Raw genomic sequence first — 15209 nt, 5'->3', positions numbered from 1 at the left:
CTATGGGTTGTTCGCATAACTGCGATTCCTGCTCCGCGGGCTGCGGCGGCGAAAAGAGCCTCAAGGTCGCGGCCAATCCCGCGGCAACGGTCAGAAAGGTGATCGGCGTCGTTTCCGGCAAGGGCGGCGTGGGCAAAAGCCTGCTGACCTCGATGCTGTCGGTCGGCATGACGCGCAGGGGCTATACCTGCGGCATTCTGGACGCCGACATCACGGGGCCGTCCATCCCCAAGACGTTCGGCGTGCATGACAAGCTGGAGGGCTGCGAGGAGGGCATCCTGCCCGCGCGCAGCGAAGGCGGCGTGCAGATGATCTCGATCAATCTGGTGCTGCCGAACGAGGATGATCCGGTCATCTACCGCGGGCCGATCATCGCGGAAACGGTCAAGCAGTTCTGGTCGGATGTGATTTGGGACGACGTGGATTTCCTGTTCGTCGATATGCCGCCCGGCACGGGCGATGTGCCGCTGACCGTGTTCCAGTCCCTGCCGGTGGACGGCATCCTGGTTGTCACCTCGCCGCAGGACCTGGTTTCGATGATTGTGGGCAAGGCGGTCAAAATGGCAAAGATGATGAATATTCCGCTGATCGGCGTGGTCGAGAATTACAGCTATCTCGCCTGTCCGGACTGCGGCAAGCATATTCCGGTGTTTGGGGAGAGCCGTGTGGACGCGGTCGCGGCGGAGTACGGGCTGCCCGTGCTGGCCAAGCTGCCCATCGACCCGAAGCTCGCCGCGGCGGTCGACGCGGGCAGGATAGAGGACGCCAAGCTGCCGGACGAGCTGGCGGGCGCGCTGAAAGCGGTGGAGGATATCCGATGAACATCGGCGTAGCATATGAAAACGGGCGGATCGCGGGCAATCTGGGCGATTGCCGCACGTTCCTGATTGTTTCCGCGGAGGGCGGCAACCCGACAGGCAAGCGCCTTGCCGCGGTGGAAGGCGGGAATACGACCGACCTGATCAAAATGGTGAGCATGGAAAAGGTGGACGTGCTGATCTGCGGCGCGCTCGGCCTTGCGCTGCGCAACGCGCTGGAGATGATCGGCGTGCTGCTCGTGCCGGGCTGCGAGGGCGCGGCGGAAGAAGCGGTCGCCAAGTTCCTGGTGGGCGAAAAACAGGGCGACCCGACCCTGCTGGAGATCGGCCGTGAGGAGGATCCGGACGATCCGATGGCGTGCATGCACGACTGTGCGAAGTGCGCGGGCTGCGGCCCGATCGAGATCCTCCGCCAGATACCCGCGGAGGAAGCGGGGCAATAAGGCATAAACGGCGTGTTCCTTGGGGCGCGCCGTTTTTTCAGATGAAAAAAGAGTTCGCGCTGCTGCTGGGCTGCACGGTGCGGGGATTTGGCATCGACATGGACGTGCATCAGGCATAGGGATGCAAAAACGGACGGGGGAAATCGTATTTTTCTCCAAAAATACCGATGCAATTTGCACGGGAGTGTTGTATAATACTCGTGTAACTGAAAAATGGGCGACTGCGCCCAGAACGAAAGGATTTTCAGGATGATGGATATTTCCGCCGCCCTGGTTGGCGGCCTGTTTGACGAGGACGGCGTTCCGGCCTACGCCCGTCCGGTGCTGTTCGGCACGGCGGGGGATGCGGTAAGCGCCTATCTGCCCGACGCGGTGGGCGCGCGCTTTTTCGTGCAGGGAGAGGGCGAGCCGCCGGTCGCGGGGACAGTGTGCGTCGCGGCGCAGGAGGGCGGCCGTTTTGCCGCGCTGAAAGCGCTGCCCGCGTGTGGGCATGTGCTGGTGATCGCGGCGCCGTTTGCCCTGACGGAGCAGGATGCGCTGTACCATCTGGTGCAGACGCATACGGCCGCCGGCTATGGCGTGAGCGTGCTGGCCGCCGAGCAGCAGGGCTTTGACGCGGAGGGGCAGCCCATCCCGCGCGACGAGCGCTGCGTTGCGGCGGTATTTGCCTATGAGGTGCTGCAGAAGGCGCTGGCGGCGGGCTCGGATTCGCTGGACAGCCTGGTTGCCGCAGCGGTCGCCGCAGGCGCGCAGAAGGGCGTTGCGGTCACAAACGAGATCGTTGAGATCCGCGACGGGGGCTCGGCGTTTATCGCGTTCCGAGCCATGGTCAATCAGGTCAACTTCGGCCTGATCGAACAGGGCGTGCAGATTTTCGACCCCGCGAACACCTATATCGCGCCGGACGCGAAGATCGCCCCGGGCGCCACCATCCTGCCCGGCTGCCATATCCGTTCGGGCTGCAAGGTGGGTGCAGGCGCGGTCATCGGACCGAACTCCATTTTGGAAAAAGCGGAGATCGGCGCGGGTACCACGGTCAACAATTCCCAGGTGTACGAGTCCACGGTCGGCGCGCACGTCACGGTCGGCCCGTTCGCCTATATCCGCCCGCAGTGCGTGGTGGGCGACCATTGCCGCATCGGGGACTTCGTTGAGCTGAAAAAATCCTCCATCGGCAACGGCACCAAGGTGTCGCACCTGACCTATATCGGCGACGCGACCGTCGGCGAGCGGGTCAACTTCGGCTGCGGCACGGTGGTTGTCAATTACGATGGATACCACAAAAACCAGACCGTGATCGGGGACGACTGCTTTATCGGCTGCAATACCAACCTGGTTTCGCCTGTCACGCTGGGTGACCGCGTGTTTACCGCGGCCGGCACCACGGTGACGAAAAACGTGCCGGATGGGGCGCTGGCGGTCGCGCGCGCGCGGCAGACCACGCTCGAGGGATGGAACGACCGCCGCCGCGCGGCGCACGAAAAAGAGAAGGACCAATAAAACAGACATAAAAATATGACGGAGGGGCAAATCGAATGATTTCTCACGGAAAAAACATCAAAATCCTGTCCGGCAACTCGCATCCGGCGCTCGCCATGCAGATCGCGTCGGCGCTCGGTCTGCCGATCGGCAAATCTCTGATCTCCACCTTTGCGGATGGAGAGATCTCGGTATCCATCATGGAATCGGTGCGCGGCTCGGATGTGTTCCTGGTGCAGTCCACCTGCGGTCCGGTGAACAACAACCTGATGGAGCTGCTCATCATGATCGATTCCTGCAAGCGCGCGTCCGCGGGCCGCATCACGGCGGTCATCCCGTATTTCGGCTATGCGCGGCAGGACCGCAAGAGCAAGGCGCGCGACCCGATCTCCGCCAAGCTGGTGGCCAACCTGATCACGGCCGCGGGCGCGGACCGCGTGCTGACCATGGACCTGCATGCGGCGCAGATCCAGGGCTTTTTCGACATACCGGTGGACAATATGCTCGGCTCCTCCGTGCTCATCCCGTATATCGCGGGCAAGTTCGGCGTCGGCACGGACGATACGGTTATCGTCTCGCCCGACCTCGGCTCGGTTACGCGCGCGCGGAAATTCACCGAAAAGCTGGACATGCCGCTTGCGATCATCGACAAGCGCCGCCCCAAGGCGAACGTGTCCGAGGTTATGAACATCATCGGCAACGTTGAGGGGAAGAAATGTATCCTGGTGGACGACCTGATCGACACCGCCGGCACGCTGTGCCATGCGGCGGACGCGCTGGTGGAAAAAGGCGGCGCGACCGAGGTATACGCCTGCGCCACGCACGGCGTGCTCTCCGGCCCCGCGATCGAGCGCATCAAGGACAGCCCGATCAAGGAGCTGGCGATCCTGGATACCATCCCGCTGGCGAGCGAGAAAAAGCTGGACAAGATCAACGTCCTGTCCGTGGCGCCGGTGTTTACCGAGGCGATCGCGCGTATTTACGAAGAAGTATCGGTATCGACGCTCTTCGACTGAGCAGCGGGGGCGGCCCTCTGTTAAAAATGCCGCGCGGGCCGCGGCTTGCAATGAGAATGGGGGAGGCGGACAGTCGGCTGTCCGCCTCCTTTTTGGGAAAGGAGCGTATATGCGGAAAGCGGTTGCCTATCTGGCAGTCAGCCTGGATGGATATATCGCAGACGCGGACGGCGGCGTGGGCTGGCTGGACGCGTTTGCGGACGCGCAGGAGGACGGCGGTTACGAGGCGTTTGTGCAAACCGTGGACACGGTCGTGATGGGCGGGCGGACCTACCGCCAGATCACGGAGGAGCTCTCGCCCGGCGCGTGGCCGTACGAGGGGCTGGATTGCTGGGTCTGGACGCAGGGAAACGGTCCGCTGCCCCACGCGCGCCGCATGGAAAGCGGGCTGGCGGCCTGGCTGCGTGCGGAAAAGCAAAAGGCCGGCAGGGATATCTGGCTGTGCGGCGGCGCGGCGCTGATCGCGGCGGCAGCGGACGCGGGCGAGGTCGACCGCTGGCACCTGACCGTGCTGCCCGTCCTGCTGGGCGGCGGCATCCGGCTGTTCCCTGAGGGACAGGCGCAGCGCCTGCGGCTGATCTCCGCGCGGCAGGCGGGCGGCGCCGCAGAGCTGATTTATGAGCCGGCGGTGGGGTAAAATACCGGTGCAACGCACCGCAGCGGACAAAAATGCGTCCGGCTGGTATGCCGGACGCGAGGTGATCGGATATAACATGCGGAGAAAAGCTCAAAGCGCTCCGCATCAAAGCGGAATACTCGCGGGAGAAACCGGAAACAACCGGCAAGAGCCGCTGCTGGAGCATTTCGCTGTATGATATCACGATGCCGCTGCGCAAAACAAACAAGAGGTGAAGTAATGAAGGTATTGGCGATTGGCGACGTGGTCGGCGAGGCGGGGATCGACACTCTGCACGGACTGCTGCGCCGCATCAAACGGGAACACGGGGCGGGTTTTGTCATTGTCAACGGCGAGAACGCCGCCGGGCGCGGCATCACGCCAAAGCAGGCAGACGATATTTTTTCCGCGGGCGCGGATATTATCACGCTGGGCAACCACGCGTTTTCCAAGCAGCAGATCGCGCCCTATCTGGACGAGCATCCGGACGTGCTGCGTCCGGCCAACCTCGCCCCGCAGAGCCCGGGGCGCGGCTGGGGCGTTTTCGACGGGCCGCAGGGCCTGCGCCTGCTCGTGATGAACCTGATCGGCCGCTGCGATATGCACTACGGGCCGGACAACCCGTTCCTGTGCGCGGATAAAATCCTGCGCGAGGCGGCGGGACAGTACGATATCGCGCTCGCCGAGATCCACGCCAACGCCACCAGCGAAAAGCTCGCCATGGGCTATTACCTGGACGGGCGCGCGGCCGCGGTCTGGGGTACGCACACCCATGTGCAGACCGCGGACAACCGCGTCAACCCCAAGGGCGCGGGCTATATCACGGATATCGGCATGACCGGTCCGGTCGTATCCGTGCTGGGGGTGTGCGTGGAGCAGTCGGTCGCCATGTTCCGCGGCGATTTGACCGAATATTTCAAAACCGCCCCCGGCGACTGTGCGCTTTCGGGAGCGGTCTTTACGATCGGGCGGGACGGCCGGTGCGCGTCCGTCGCCCGCGTATGGGAGCGGTGGGCCGTCCGCTGAGGGCTATTCGGACAGGACGGCGGTTACAGAATCGTTTGCAGCTTCGGGCAGCAGGGCGTCCCTGGCGGCGTCCTGCTGCCAGTCGTTATAGTCCGTGATGCCCTCGCCCGCGTTCGGGTGGAAGTGCGAGTACGCCAGGTCGGCCGCGAACAGCGCGAGCAGCACGGCGCACAGCGTGTTCTGCCGGGCGGGGGAGAGCCGGTCGAGCAGCCCGCCGAGCAGCGGACCGGCGAAATACACGACCGCGCAGCAGCCCAGGCCGAAGATCACCGCGCCTTCCAGGCAGATGCGGCCGTTCAGGTTCATGAAGTAGCCGCTGTAATCCCACCAGCGGATGCCCTTGGTGACCTCCAGATACCAACTGGAGAAATACTCGATGACCGAACACAGCACCATGGAGACCAGGAAAGTCGCCACCGGACGGGTGAACAGCTTTTTCAGCAGCAGGAGCACGAGCGCGCCGCCCGCGCCATAGATGGGCAGCCAGGGGCCGAGCATCGTGCCGCGGTTGACGAACATACCCTTGGTGACGATGTGCAGCGCGACCTCCCAGACCCAGCCGATGAACGCGAACGTGAAGAACAGCAGGATGAGCGTGCGCAGGCCGTAATGCCGGTTATAGTCCAGCTTGTGCCGCTGGGCGTAGTGGAACACCGGATCCTCCGGCAGGCGCACATCCGCGTCGGGCAGGTGGGGTTTTTCGCCCGTCGGCGCCGTCTCGCCGAAAGCGGTGACCACAAACAAGGCGGAAAGCGGCGTACCCGCGTCAAGCTGCGCCTGCCGCAGCGCGGCGTACAGGCCCGCGTCGGTGGCGGAGCGGTAGCCGTTGACGAACAGCAGGGACAGCAGTCCGGCCGCTGCCGCCGCGAGCGACTGGCACAGCACGACCTCGCCGGTCGCCAGGCCGATGGCCGTTCCGAGCACGGTGGAGGCCAGCAGGGGCAAAAAGGTCCAGTGCAGGTAGAACGTCAGGTCAAGCACAAAGCAGCGCCATTTGTTGCCCTGCATCATCTGGCGGGACAGGCGGATCGCCTCGGCAGGACCGGCCTGCGGGTTTTCCGCCAGGATATACGGCACCATGCGGTAGGCGTACAGCTTGATCGGAAAGCCGACGATGGTACACGCCCACAGCAGCAGGAACAGTGAGCGCAGGAACATGCCCTTTGCCACGTTCCACCAGCAGCCGCGCTGGAAAGGCGTGAACATCGCAGCGATGCTGATATTGTCGCGCACGCGGCTTTCCAGCAGGAAGCGCCGCGCGCCCACGCTGATCGCGCTTAGCACCCAGATGCTAAACCACAGCCCGCCCGCGATGCCGAGCGCGGCCAGCGCGATATCCAGCCAGCCCGCAAACCGCGAGCGTTCGAGCAGCGCGAAAAACGCGGAGAACGGCGCGGTAAGCGTATCAAAGGCCGGCGCGAGGCTCTGGTCAGCCGCGGCCCACATGGGGTGCGTGCCGTCCATCGGGTCGATGTGCAGCCATTCGAGCAGCAGTTCCCAGTTGGACAGGTTGACCTCCTGGATTGCGACCTGGTCGTCCGGCAGCATGGCGGACGGGTCAAACTGGCCGATGAAATCCGCCGACCCCGCAAATTCCGCGCCCGTGAAGGCGAGGATAAAGCACACCGCGACCGTGGCGGCCCAGTTCCGCAAAAACTGCCGCTTGCCGCGCCGCTTGAGTTCTTTTCGTTGCCACATAAAAATTGCTTCCCCTTTTTCTTTTTGTGAATTTGACAAATTATGATGGAGTTTTGACAATGCTTGCTTTTATTCTCGCACCTTTTTACATATTCGTCAACGTATTTTTGGCGCGCTGGGTGCTGCGGTGGACGGGCGCTTGCCATCGGGTGTTCGGCACGCGGGCGTTCCGCGTGCTGTTTCTGGCCGTTTACAGCTTTGCCGCCCTGACCCCGCTGACCGGTTTTCTGGTGCAGTCCCCGCCCGCGCTGCGGCGGCTGCTCAAGCAGATCAGCAATTACTGGCTGGGCTGGATGCTGTACCTCCTCCTCGCTGTGCTGGCGGTGGAGGCGCTCCTGGCCTGTGTGCGCCGCATCCGGCGCAGGGACTTCGCGCAGATGCAGCGCGTGCGGCAGGTGCAGGGCGGCGCCGCGTTGGCGCTGGTATGCGCGGTGTGCCTGTACGGCATGGTCAACGCCCGCACGCTGCGCGTGACGGAGTACGCGGTCACGCTGGAGGGCGCGGGGGAGGACATGACCGTCGCGCTGTTGGCCGACCTGCATCTCGGCTACAGCACCGATCCCGCCTATATCGAGCGGGCGGCGCAGGCGGTGAACGATATGCGGCCCGATTTGATTGTAGTCGCGGGGGATATCTTTGACAACGAATATGAAGCCGTGCCGGAGCCCGACCGCATCGCGGCGGCGCTGGCTTCCATGCATAGCACATACGGCACTTATGCATGCTGGGGCAACCACGACCTGTCCGAACCGATCCTGGCGGGCTTTACCTGGGATACCGAGGATGAGGAGAAAAACGACCCCCAAATGGCCGGTTTTCTGCGGCGCGCGGGGATAAATCTGCTGGAAGATGAAAAAGTTACATTAAAAAACGGCGTCCAGCTCGTCGGCCGCAAGGACCCCTCGCGGGACAGGAAATTGGGGGATGAACGGCTCAGTCCTGCAGAATGGGCCGGCCTGATCGAGGCGGAAAAGCCCGCTTTCGTGATCGACCATCAGCCGAAAGAGCTGGAGGCGCTGGCCGCGGCGGGCTTTGATCTGGATCTGTCCGGACATACGCATGACGGACAGGTGTTTCCCGGCAACCTGATTATGGATTTTTTGTGGGAAAATCCCTGCGGAATGGTGCAAATAAAGGACATGTTTTCGGTTGTCACGTCCGGTTTAGGGGTGTGGGGACCGGATATGCGGGTCGGTACGGCAAGTGAGGTCGTGAAAATCAGTGTGCATTTTTCGCGATAATGCACGGAATACAGGTGTCCATATGAGGGAAACACACGAAAATGGAACGCTGAATTTGTACATAGTGCAAGAACTTGAGAGACGGCTTGCAAAAATTCGAAAATTTATTGACGGCGGCCCAGGTTTTGATGTATGCTATAAATGAACTACAATAGGCCTTGGCAAATTATGTGAAAAATTTGTCGAAGCCGTGTATGGCACACCGATCGAGCGCGTGGGAAACCGCCGGAAAACGGTGTGAAAGGAGGAAAAGAACAGATGAACCAGTTGCTGAAAAAATTCACTTTTACAGACGAACTGACCGATGTCATCGAAAACTGTAAGGGCGTATCCGTGCCGACCAGCAAGGCGGAGCTGTACGACATGGTGTTCGGTCCGGACAAAGCCGATGTATTTGACGTTGTGTTCGATGTTCCGGGCAAGGGTCCGGTGAAGGAAGCGGACGTGACCCGCTGCAAGAACGGCGCTTCGGTCAACTTTGTGGAGGACTACATGCGCCGCCGCGAGCCGGACTGCATGCGCATCGCCGACGATAAGCCGACCGATAAAAAGCGTTTTGCTGACGTTTACGGCTATCCCTTCAGCGACCTGCGGAAAGAAACCATGGAGTGGTTCAAAACGCAGGAGCTTATCCTCATGCCGTTTAACTCGGGCGGCAACATCTATGGCTACGGCTCCATGCTGGTCTGCCCCAAGCCGTGCGCGTTTTTCGCGTTCGCGCTGGCGCATCTGCAGGGCTTTGTCAACGCTGAGGAGACCGAGGGCTATAAGCCGCGCGCGATCGTTTATGTCGCGCCCCCGTTCCGCCACACCCACTTCGAGGGCAAGCAGGTCGTGGTACACAACCGTCTGGACGACTGCCACGAGGTGTTCTCCTACAACCTGTATCCCGGCCCGTCCGCGAAAAAGGGCGTGTACTCCGTGCTGCTCGATATCGGCGAGCAGGAGGGCTGGACCACCTGCCACACCTCCTGCGGCCGTCTGATTACGCCGTATGAGAACGAAATGGTCATTATGCACGAGGGCGCGTCCGGCGGCGGCAAGAGCGAGATGCTGCAGGATATCGCCCGCGAGCCGGACAACCGTGTGCTGCTTTCCAAGAACACCGTGACCGGCGAGGAAACCTACCTCAACATGGGCCAGACCTGCGCCATCGAGCCGGTGTGCGACGATATGGCGACCTGCTATCCGGCGGTCCAGAACAACTCCGGCAAGCTCGTCCTGGTGGACGGCGAGGACGGCTGGTTCCTGCGCATGGACGGCGTGACCCATTACGGCTGCGATCCGGTATACGAGCGCATCTGCACCGAGCCGAAGGAGCCGCTCTGCTTCTTCAACATGGAGGGCCATGCAGGCGCGACCCTGCTGATCTGGGAGCATACGCTCGATTCCAACGGCAAGCCCTGCTCCAACCCGCGCGCGATCGTGCCGCGCTGGGATATCCCGCATATCGTCAAGGAGCCGGTAGAGGTTGACGTGCGCTCGTTCGGCGTGCGCATGCCTCCCTCCACCCGCGAGAACCCGAACTACGGCATCATGGGCATGATGCATATCATCCCGCCCGCGCTCGCCTGGCTGTGGCGCCTGGTCGCGCCGCGCGGCTTCAACAACCCGTCCATTGTGACCGGCAACGAGCTGAAGAGCGAGGGCGTCGGCTCCTACTGGCCGTTTGCCACCGGTCTGCGCGTCAAGCAGGCCAACCTGCTGCTCGACCAGATCCTCAAGAGCCCGAACACCCGCTATGTGCTGATCCCGAACCAGCATATCGGCGTGTACAAGGTCGGCTTTGCGGCCGAGTGGATCAGCCGCGAATACCTGGCGCGCCACGGCGGCGCGAAGATTCGCCGCGAGCACCTCGAACCGGCCCGCTGCCCGCTGCTCGGCTACGCGATGAAGGATATGACCATCGACGGCCAGCGCATCCGCTCCAAGTATCTGCGTGTCGATACCCAGGACCGCGTGGGCGAGGATGGCTACGACGCCGGCGCGAAGATCCTGACCGACTTCTTCCGCAAGGAGGTTGCCAAGTTCGATACGCCGGATCTCGATCCGCGCGGTAAGCAGATTATCGACTGCCTCATGAACGGCGGCACGCTCGCGGACTACGAAGCGATCACCCCGACCAACCTTTGATCCGCGCGGCGGAAAGAATAACGCAAAACCGCTCAGGGAATCTCCCTGAGCGGTTTTTTAAGTGGGTGTGATGGAAAGCACGGTCAGTACGCCGTCCTCCACGGTGAAGCGCACCTCAAAGCCGGCGAATGGGAAGCCGTAGACGCGGCCAGGCTCGTCCTGATAGCCGGGGCGCGGGTCCTGCGCGAGTACCGCGAGCAGGGCCTGCCGCCGGCCGGCGGGCAGGCTGTCGAGCAGGCGGGGCGGGCAGGAAACCTGCACGGCGTTCGTGGGCAGGGCGAAGCCGCTCGAAGCCTCCGGATGCGCGTCCGTGTAGGCGAGGTAGGGCTTGATATCCAGGAGGGGCGTGCCGTCCATCAGGTCGGCGCCCGACACATGGAGCACCGGCCCGTCCGGCGTCCGCGGCTCGACGCGCTCCAGCCGGACCGAGGAAAGGCCGATGGCGTTCGGCCGGAACGGCGAGCGCGTCGCGAATACGCCGACGCGCCGGTTGCCGCCGAGCTTGGGCGGCCGCACGGTAGGCGACCAGTCCTCCCGCACCGCTTCGGAAAACTGCCAGATCAGCCACAGGTGGGAAAATCCGTCGATCCCGCGCAGCGCGTCGGCGTTGCGGTAAGGGGGCTCGAATACGATGCGGGCCGGCGTGTCCGCCAGCCCGCTCTGGCGCGGGATGCCGAACTTGGTGGGGAAGTCGCTGCGGATGCGCGCGATGATGTGCATGGGGATGGGTTGTGACATGGGGTTGGCTCCTCTGCTTTGGGATTGTGTCCAGTATAGCATGCCCGCGGCGCCGGCGCAATCCGGCGGCGGAAGGTCCGCGCAGTCTTTTACAGATTGTTAATGCTTTTTCGAATGGAAAGCGGTATAATGGAAGCATACTATCGGAAAGCAGGGGAGAACAATGCCCAAAAAGATATTGATTGTTGAAGATGAAGCGAATATCCGCGAGCTGCTCCGCCTTTATCTGGAGCGGGAGGGCTATATCGTGATAGAAGCGGAAAACGGCGTTGAGGGGATCAAAAAGTGGAAGTCCGAAAAGCCGGACATGCTGCTGCTCGACGTGATGATGCCCGTGATGGACGGCTGGGCCGTCTGCAAGGAGATCCGCGCGGAAAGCGATGTGCCGATCATCATGCTGACCGCGAAGGGCGAGACCGCGGACCGCGTTTCCGGCCTGGAGATGGGGGCGGACGACTATATCGTAAAGCCGCTTGAAATGCCCGAGGTCATCGCGCGCGTGCGCGCGGTGTTCCGCCGCATGGCGCCGGACGACGCGCCGGAGAAGCTGTCCTTCGACAACCTGGTGATCGACAAGCAGGCCTATGACCTGGTCATCCGCGGCAAGCGCGTGGACGCGCCGCCCAAGGAGATCGAGCTGCTGTACTACCTCGCGTCTAGCCCCAACCGCGTGTTTACGCGCGCGCAGCTGCTCGACGATGTGTGGGGCTTCGATTATTTCGGCGATACCCGCACGGTGGATGTGCATGTCAAGCGCCTGCGCGAAAAGCTGGAGGGCGTTTCGGATAAGTGGGAGCTGAAAACGGTCTGGGGCGTGGGCTACAAGTTCGAGACCAAGGAGTAAGCGATGGGCAGACACAGCTTTTTTTTCAAAAACTATGTGACGCATCTGGTGCTGATCGTATGTGCGTTTGCCATGGCGGGCGGTGTGTTTTATTATCAGATGAGCAACTACGCGCTCTCCGCCAAGCAGACCGAGCTGCGCACGACCGTGCAGAGCATCGCGGAGCAGACCGAGCTGCTGCGCGGCAGCACCTCGGAGGAGTTCGAGCAGTTTTACATCCTTTCGATTGCGCGCGTTGCCAAGGAGGACGCTATCACCGTGCTGGTCACGGATGAGGACGGTATCATCCAGATGGCCGCCGCGCCGGACGGCACGGCCTATACCATGCCGGGCTATATGATCCCGCCCGAGGTCGCCAGCCAGGTGCGCATATCCGGCGCGTATGCCGCGGTCGGGTCGCTCGGTGTGCTGACCGCGGCGTCGAGCTATACGGTCGGTACGACGGTGGTCAATGAGGCGGGCGAGATCACAGCTCTGGTGTTTGTCTCCGCGCAGGATCCGGAGACCGCGGGCGTGGTGCGCCACTCCACGCAGACCCTGGTGCTGATCCTGCTGATTACGCTGGTGGTCCTGCTGATTATTTCGTTTATCATTTCGCAGCATGTCACCCGCCCGCTCAAGGTGATCGCGGCGGCGGCGAAGGAATTCGCGGCTGGCAATTTCGATGTGCGCGTGCCGGAGGACAACCGTTCGTATGAGATAGACGAGCTGGCGGTGTCGTTCAACAACATGGCGCGCGACCTGGACCAGCTCGAGGAACTGACGCGCGGCTTCATCTCCAACGTCAGCCACGAGTTCAAGACCCCGATGACGACAATCGGCGGCTTTGTGGACGGGATGATCGACGGCACCATCCCTCCCGACCAGCATGACAAATACCTGCGCATCATTGCCGAGGAGACGCGCCGCCTGTCCCGCATGGTGAACCGCATGCTGGACGCGGCCAAGATACAGTCAGGCGAGCTGCTGCTCGCGCCCGCGCCGTTCGATTTTTCCGAGATGACCAGCCAGATCATCCTTTCATTCGAGCAGAAGATTGAAAAGAAGCGGCTCGACGTGGCGTGCGAGCTGGACGACCGGCTGATGGTCATGGGCGACCGCGACCATCTGTACCGCGTGGTGTATAACCTGGTGGACAACGCGGTCAAATTCATCAATGAGGGCGGCCGGCTCACGCTGCGCGCCCATCCGGAGGGGACGTTCTGCGCCTTTTCCATCAGCAACACGGGCGCGGGCATTTCGGCGGAGGACCTGCCGCATGTGTTCGACCGCTTTTACAAGGCCGACCGCTCGCGCTCCATGGACAAGACCGGCGCGGGGCTGGGGCTGTATATCGTCAAAAACATCATCAACCTGCACGGCGGGGAGATATCCGTCCGTTCGGATGACGGGGAGACCGAGTTCTCGTTTACGCTGCCGCTGGCTCCGCCGCAGCTGCCGGGCAGCAAACCATGACGCGATGCGCGCAGCGGCGGAGGATCGGCCGGTCCTCCGCCGTTTTTTGCGCACGGGGCCGAATTCATGATTTGTTCATATTGTTTTCAACAAACTGCCACAATGGCGGGTTAGAATGAAAGCACAAAACCGATAGGGAGGCCATTACAATGGACGACTTCAATAACAACTATACGCCGGCCCCGGGCGGCGATGAGCATACCGAACCGCAGCAGCCCGTTATGGAGCCGCAGAACGAAACGCCGGCACAGCCGGCTCAGGGTGCGCAGGAGACGCCGCGGGAGGAGCCGCAGGCATCCGATGCGCCGCGCGCCGAAGAACCGCGCACCCCGTACCAGACGCCGGTGCAGCATCCGGCGTATCAGGCCCCATACCAGGCGCCGTATGCCGAACCGGCCGGCCAGCCGCAGCCGCCGAAAAAGAAGAAAGGGCGCGGGAAGGGCATTGTTATCGGCCTGTGCAGCGTCGCGGCGGCCTGCCTGCTGTTTGCGGGCGGCGCGGTAATCGGGCATGTCGTTTCCAATACCGGCGGCGCGCCTGCGGGCGGCGGCGTCACGGCGGGCAGCATGCCCACCGTGCAGATATCTGGCACGCCGGAATACGATCCGGATAATTACGACGTGGTCAACGGTCTGGCGGGCGAGGAGATCTACAAAAAAGTAAGCCCGTCGATCGTATCGGTCATTGCGACCGGCGGCAGCGGGTCGGGCGTCATCATGAGCGAGGACGGCTACATCATCACCAACAACCACGTTGTCGAGGGCGCGGAGCAGGTGATGGTCCAGCTCAGCGACGGGACGCAGATGCCGGCCGAGATCATCGGCACGGACGAGCAGACCGACCTGGCGGTGCTCAAGGTGGAGCCGGAAGGGACACTCACGGCGGCCGAGTTCGGCAATTCGGATGAGCTGCAGCCCGGCGAATATGCGTACGCGCTCGGTTCGCCCGGCGGCGTGCAGTTCGCCAACACGATCACAGGCGGCCGCATTTCCGCGATCAACCGCGACGTGACCATCAACGACCGCGTGATGACCCTGATCCAGACCGACGCCTCTATTAACCCGGGCAACTCGGGCGGCGCGCTGATTAACAAATACGGGCAGGTGGTCGGCATCACCTCGGCCAAGCTCTCGAGCAATGCGTTCAGCGAGGCGTCGATCGAGGGCATGGGCTTCGCCATCCCGATCAACACGGCCAAGGAGGTCGTCGATGAACTGATTGTCAACGGCTATGTCGCGGGGCGTCCGTCCATCGGCATTTCGGGATATAACGTGGAATCCGCGGACGGCAGCATCGCGGGCGTGCAGGTGGACTCGATCGACTCGCGCGCCAAGGCGGCCGACGAGGGGCTGCAGGTTGGCGACGTCATTGTAGCGGTGGATGGTACGCCTACCCCGACCATGGACGACGTGAATGAGGTCAAGGAGGACAAAAAGGCGGGCGACAGGATTACGCTGACGGTTTACCGCATTTCGACCGGCAAGCGGCTCAACGTCACGATCACACTGATGGACGCGCACGACCTGGAGGGCGAGGATCCGGCGGCGCAGGACGCGCAGAGCCAGCAGGATGATGGCTCGCAGTATTACCAAAGCCCGTTCCCGTTCTTTGGCTGGTAATGTATCTCGCTGAACGCATACGGCTTTCAGCGAGGCGGGACGCACCGCGGCGTGGCCGCGGATGCGTCCAAAGCTCCGGCGCG

General features: G+C 62.6%; 13 protein-coding genes. 11 read left to right on the top strand and 2 right to left on the bottom strand.

The genetic code is table 11. From position 1 onward, the window contains the following. The first annotated feature begins 2 nt into the window (after positions 1-2). From ACYQ3S_RS03600 to ACYQ3S_RS03575, 6 genes are all read left to right on the top strand, one after another. On the top strand, positions 3-821 hold the full coding sequence (locus tag ACYQ3S_RS03600; RefSeq protein WP_054327485.1) for a P-loop NTPase: 819 nt from the start codon (positions 3-5) through the stop codon (positions 819-821). Continuing rightward, a complete protein-coding gene (locus ACYQ3S_RS03595) occupies positions 818-1261 on the top strand; it encodes a NifB/NifX family molybdenum-iron cluster-binding protein (RefSeq protein ID WP_459687367.1) in 444 nt (147 codons plus the stop codon). The genes ACYQ3S_RS03600 and ACYQ3S_RS03595 overlap by 4 nt, the downstream gene beginning before the upstream one ends. Before the next feature lie 249 nt (positions 1262-1510). Beyond that, entirely contained in the window at positions 1511-2761 is a 1251-nt protein-coding gene (locus ACYQ3S_RS03590) for a DapH/DapD/GlmU-related protein (protein WP_459687366.1), read from the top strand. Positions 2762-2796: 35 nt separating this feature from the next. Next, positions 2797-3756, top strand: a complete 960-nt coding sequence (locus tag ACYQ3S_RS03585) for a ribose-phosphate diphosphokinase (protein ID WP_054327482.1) — start codon at positions 2797-2799, stop codon at positions 3754-3756. 109 nt (positions 3757-3865) lie between these two features. After that, positions 3866-4393: a dihydrofolate reductase family protein gene (locus ACYQ3S_RS03580; RefSeq protein ID WP_459687365.1), complete on the top strand. Its 528-nt coding sequence runs from the start codon at positions 3866-3868 to the stop codon at positions 4391-4393. Positions 4394-4612: 219 nt separating this feature from the next. Then, a complete protein-coding gene (locus tag ACYQ3S_RS03575; RefSeq protein ID WP_459687364.1) occupies positions 4613-5398 on the top strand; it encodes a TIGR00282 family metallophosphoesterase in 786 nt (261 codons plus the stop codon). 3 nt (positions 5399-5401) lie between these two features. On the opposite strand, the gene ACYQ3S_RS03570 is transcribed toward ACYQ3S_RS03575, so the two are convergent. Beyond that, positions 5402-7096 (bottom strand): DUF975 family protein, encoded by a 1695-nt coding sequence (locus ACYQ3S_RS03570; RefSeq protein ID WP_459687363.1) that lies wholly within the window; start codon positions 7094-7096, stop codon positions 5402-5404. Between the two features lie 59 nt (positions 7097-7155). Here ACYQ3S_RS03570 and ACYQ3S_RS03565 point away from each other — a divergent pair, with 59 nt between their 5' ends. After that, positions 7156-8337, top strand: a complete 1182-nt coding sequence (locus tag ACYQ3S_RS03565; protein WP_459687362.1) for a metallophosphoesterase — start codon at positions 7156-7158, stop codon at positions 8335-8337. 258 nt (positions 8338-8595) lie between these two features. Then, positions 8596-10470 carry a DUF4914 family protein gene (locus ACYQ3S_RS03560; RefSeq protein ID WP_459687361.1) on the top strand — a complete coding sequence of 625 codons (1875 nt, stop codon included), beginning with the start codon at positions 8596-8598 and terminating at the stop codon, positions 10468-10470. Positions 10471-10527: 57 nt separating this feature from the next. Here the strand turns inward: ACYQ3S_RS03560 and tsaA are convergent, their stop codons facing one another. After that, positions 10528-11208, bottom strand: a complete 681-nt coding sequence (tsaA, locus tag ACYQ3S_RS03555; protein WP_459687360.1) for a tRNA (N6-threonylcarbamoyladenosine(37)-N6)-methyltransferase TrmO — start codon at positions 11206-11208, stop codon at positions 10528-10530. Positions 11209-11371: 163 nt separating this feature from the next. On the opposite strand from tsaA, the gene ACYQ3S_RS03550 reads away from it, so the two are divergent. From ACYQ3S_RS03550 to ACYQ3S_RS03540, 3 genes are all read left to right on the top strand, one after another. Next, complete coding sequence (locus tag ACYQ3S_RS03550; protein ID WP_459687359.1) at positions 11372-12052, top strand: response regulator transcription factor; 681 nt, start codon at positions 11372-11374, stop codon at positions 12050-12052. 3 nt (positions 12053-12055) lie between these two features. Further along, positions 12056-13507: a sensor histidine kinase gene (locus ACYQ3S_RS03545; protein ID WP_459687358.1), complete on the top strand. Its 1452-nt coding sequence runs from the start codon at positions 12056-12058 to the stop codon at positions 13505-13507. A gap of 149 nt (positions 13508-13656) precedes the next feature. After that, entirely contained in the window at positions 13657-15126 is a 1470-nt protein-coding gene (locus tag ACYQ3S_RS03540) for a S1C family serine protease (protein WP_459687357.1), read from the top strand. Positions 15127-15209: the final 83 nt, after the last annotated feature.

The sequence above is a fragment of the Agathobaculum sp. TL06 genome (assembly GCF_054658635.1).
Note: the sequence above shows the minus strand (reverse complement) of the source record. Positions and strands in the feature narration are given on the sequence as shown.

Coding starts and splice junctions, on each gene's coding strand:
- ACYQ3S_RS03570 (WP_459687363.1), bottom strand. CDS start 7,096: ATGTGGCAACGAAAAGAACTCAAGCGGCGCGGCAAGCGGCAGTTTTTG.
- ACYQ3S_RS03560 (WP_459687361.1), top strand. CDS start 8,596: ATGAACCAGTTGCTGAAAAAATTCACTTTTACAGACGAACTGACCGAT.
- ACYQ3S_RS03590 (WP_459687366.1), top strand. CDS start 1,511: ATGATGGATATTTCCGCCGCCCTGGTTGGCGGCCTGTTTGACGAGGAC.
- ACYQ3S_RS03565 (WP_459687362.1), top strand. CDS start 7,156: ATGCTTGCTTTTATTCTCGCACCTTTTTACATATTCGTCAACGTATTT.
- ACYQ3S_RS03545 (WP_459687358.1), top strand. CDS start 12,056: ATGGGCAGACACAGCTTTTTTTTCAAAAACTATGTGACGCATCTGGTG.
- ACYQ3S_RS03595 (WP_459687367.1), top strand. CDS start 818: ATGAACATCGGCGTAGCATATGAAAACGGGCGGATCGCGGGCAATCTG.
- ACYQ3S_RS03600 (WP_054327485.1), top strand. CDS start 3: ATGGGTTGTTCGCATAACTGCGATTCCTGCTCCGCGGGCTGCGGCGGC.
- ACYQ3S_RS03580 (WP_459687365.1), top strand. CDS start 3,866: ATGCGGAAAGCGGTTGCCTATCTGGCAGTCAGCCTGGATGGATATATC.
- tsaA (WP_459687360.1), bottom strand. CDS start 11,208: ATGTCACAACCCATCCCCATGCACATCATCGCGCGCATCCGCAGCGAC.
- ACYQ3S_RS03550 (WP_459687359.1), top strand. CDS start 11,372: ATGCCCAAAAAGATATTGATTGTTGAAGATGAAGCGAATATCCGCGAG.
- ACYQ3S_RS03585 (WP_054327482.1), top strand. CDS start 2,797: ATGATTTCTCACGGAAAAAACATCAAAATCCTGTCCGGCAACTCGCAT.
- ACYQ3S_RS03575 (WP_459687364.1), top strand. CDS start 4,613: ATGAAGGTATTGGCGATTGGCGACGTGGTCGGCGAGGCGGGGATCGAC.
- ACYQ3S_RS03540 (WP_459687357.1), top strand. CDS start 13,657: ATGGACGACTTCAATAACAACTATACGCCGGCCCCGGGCGGCGATGAG.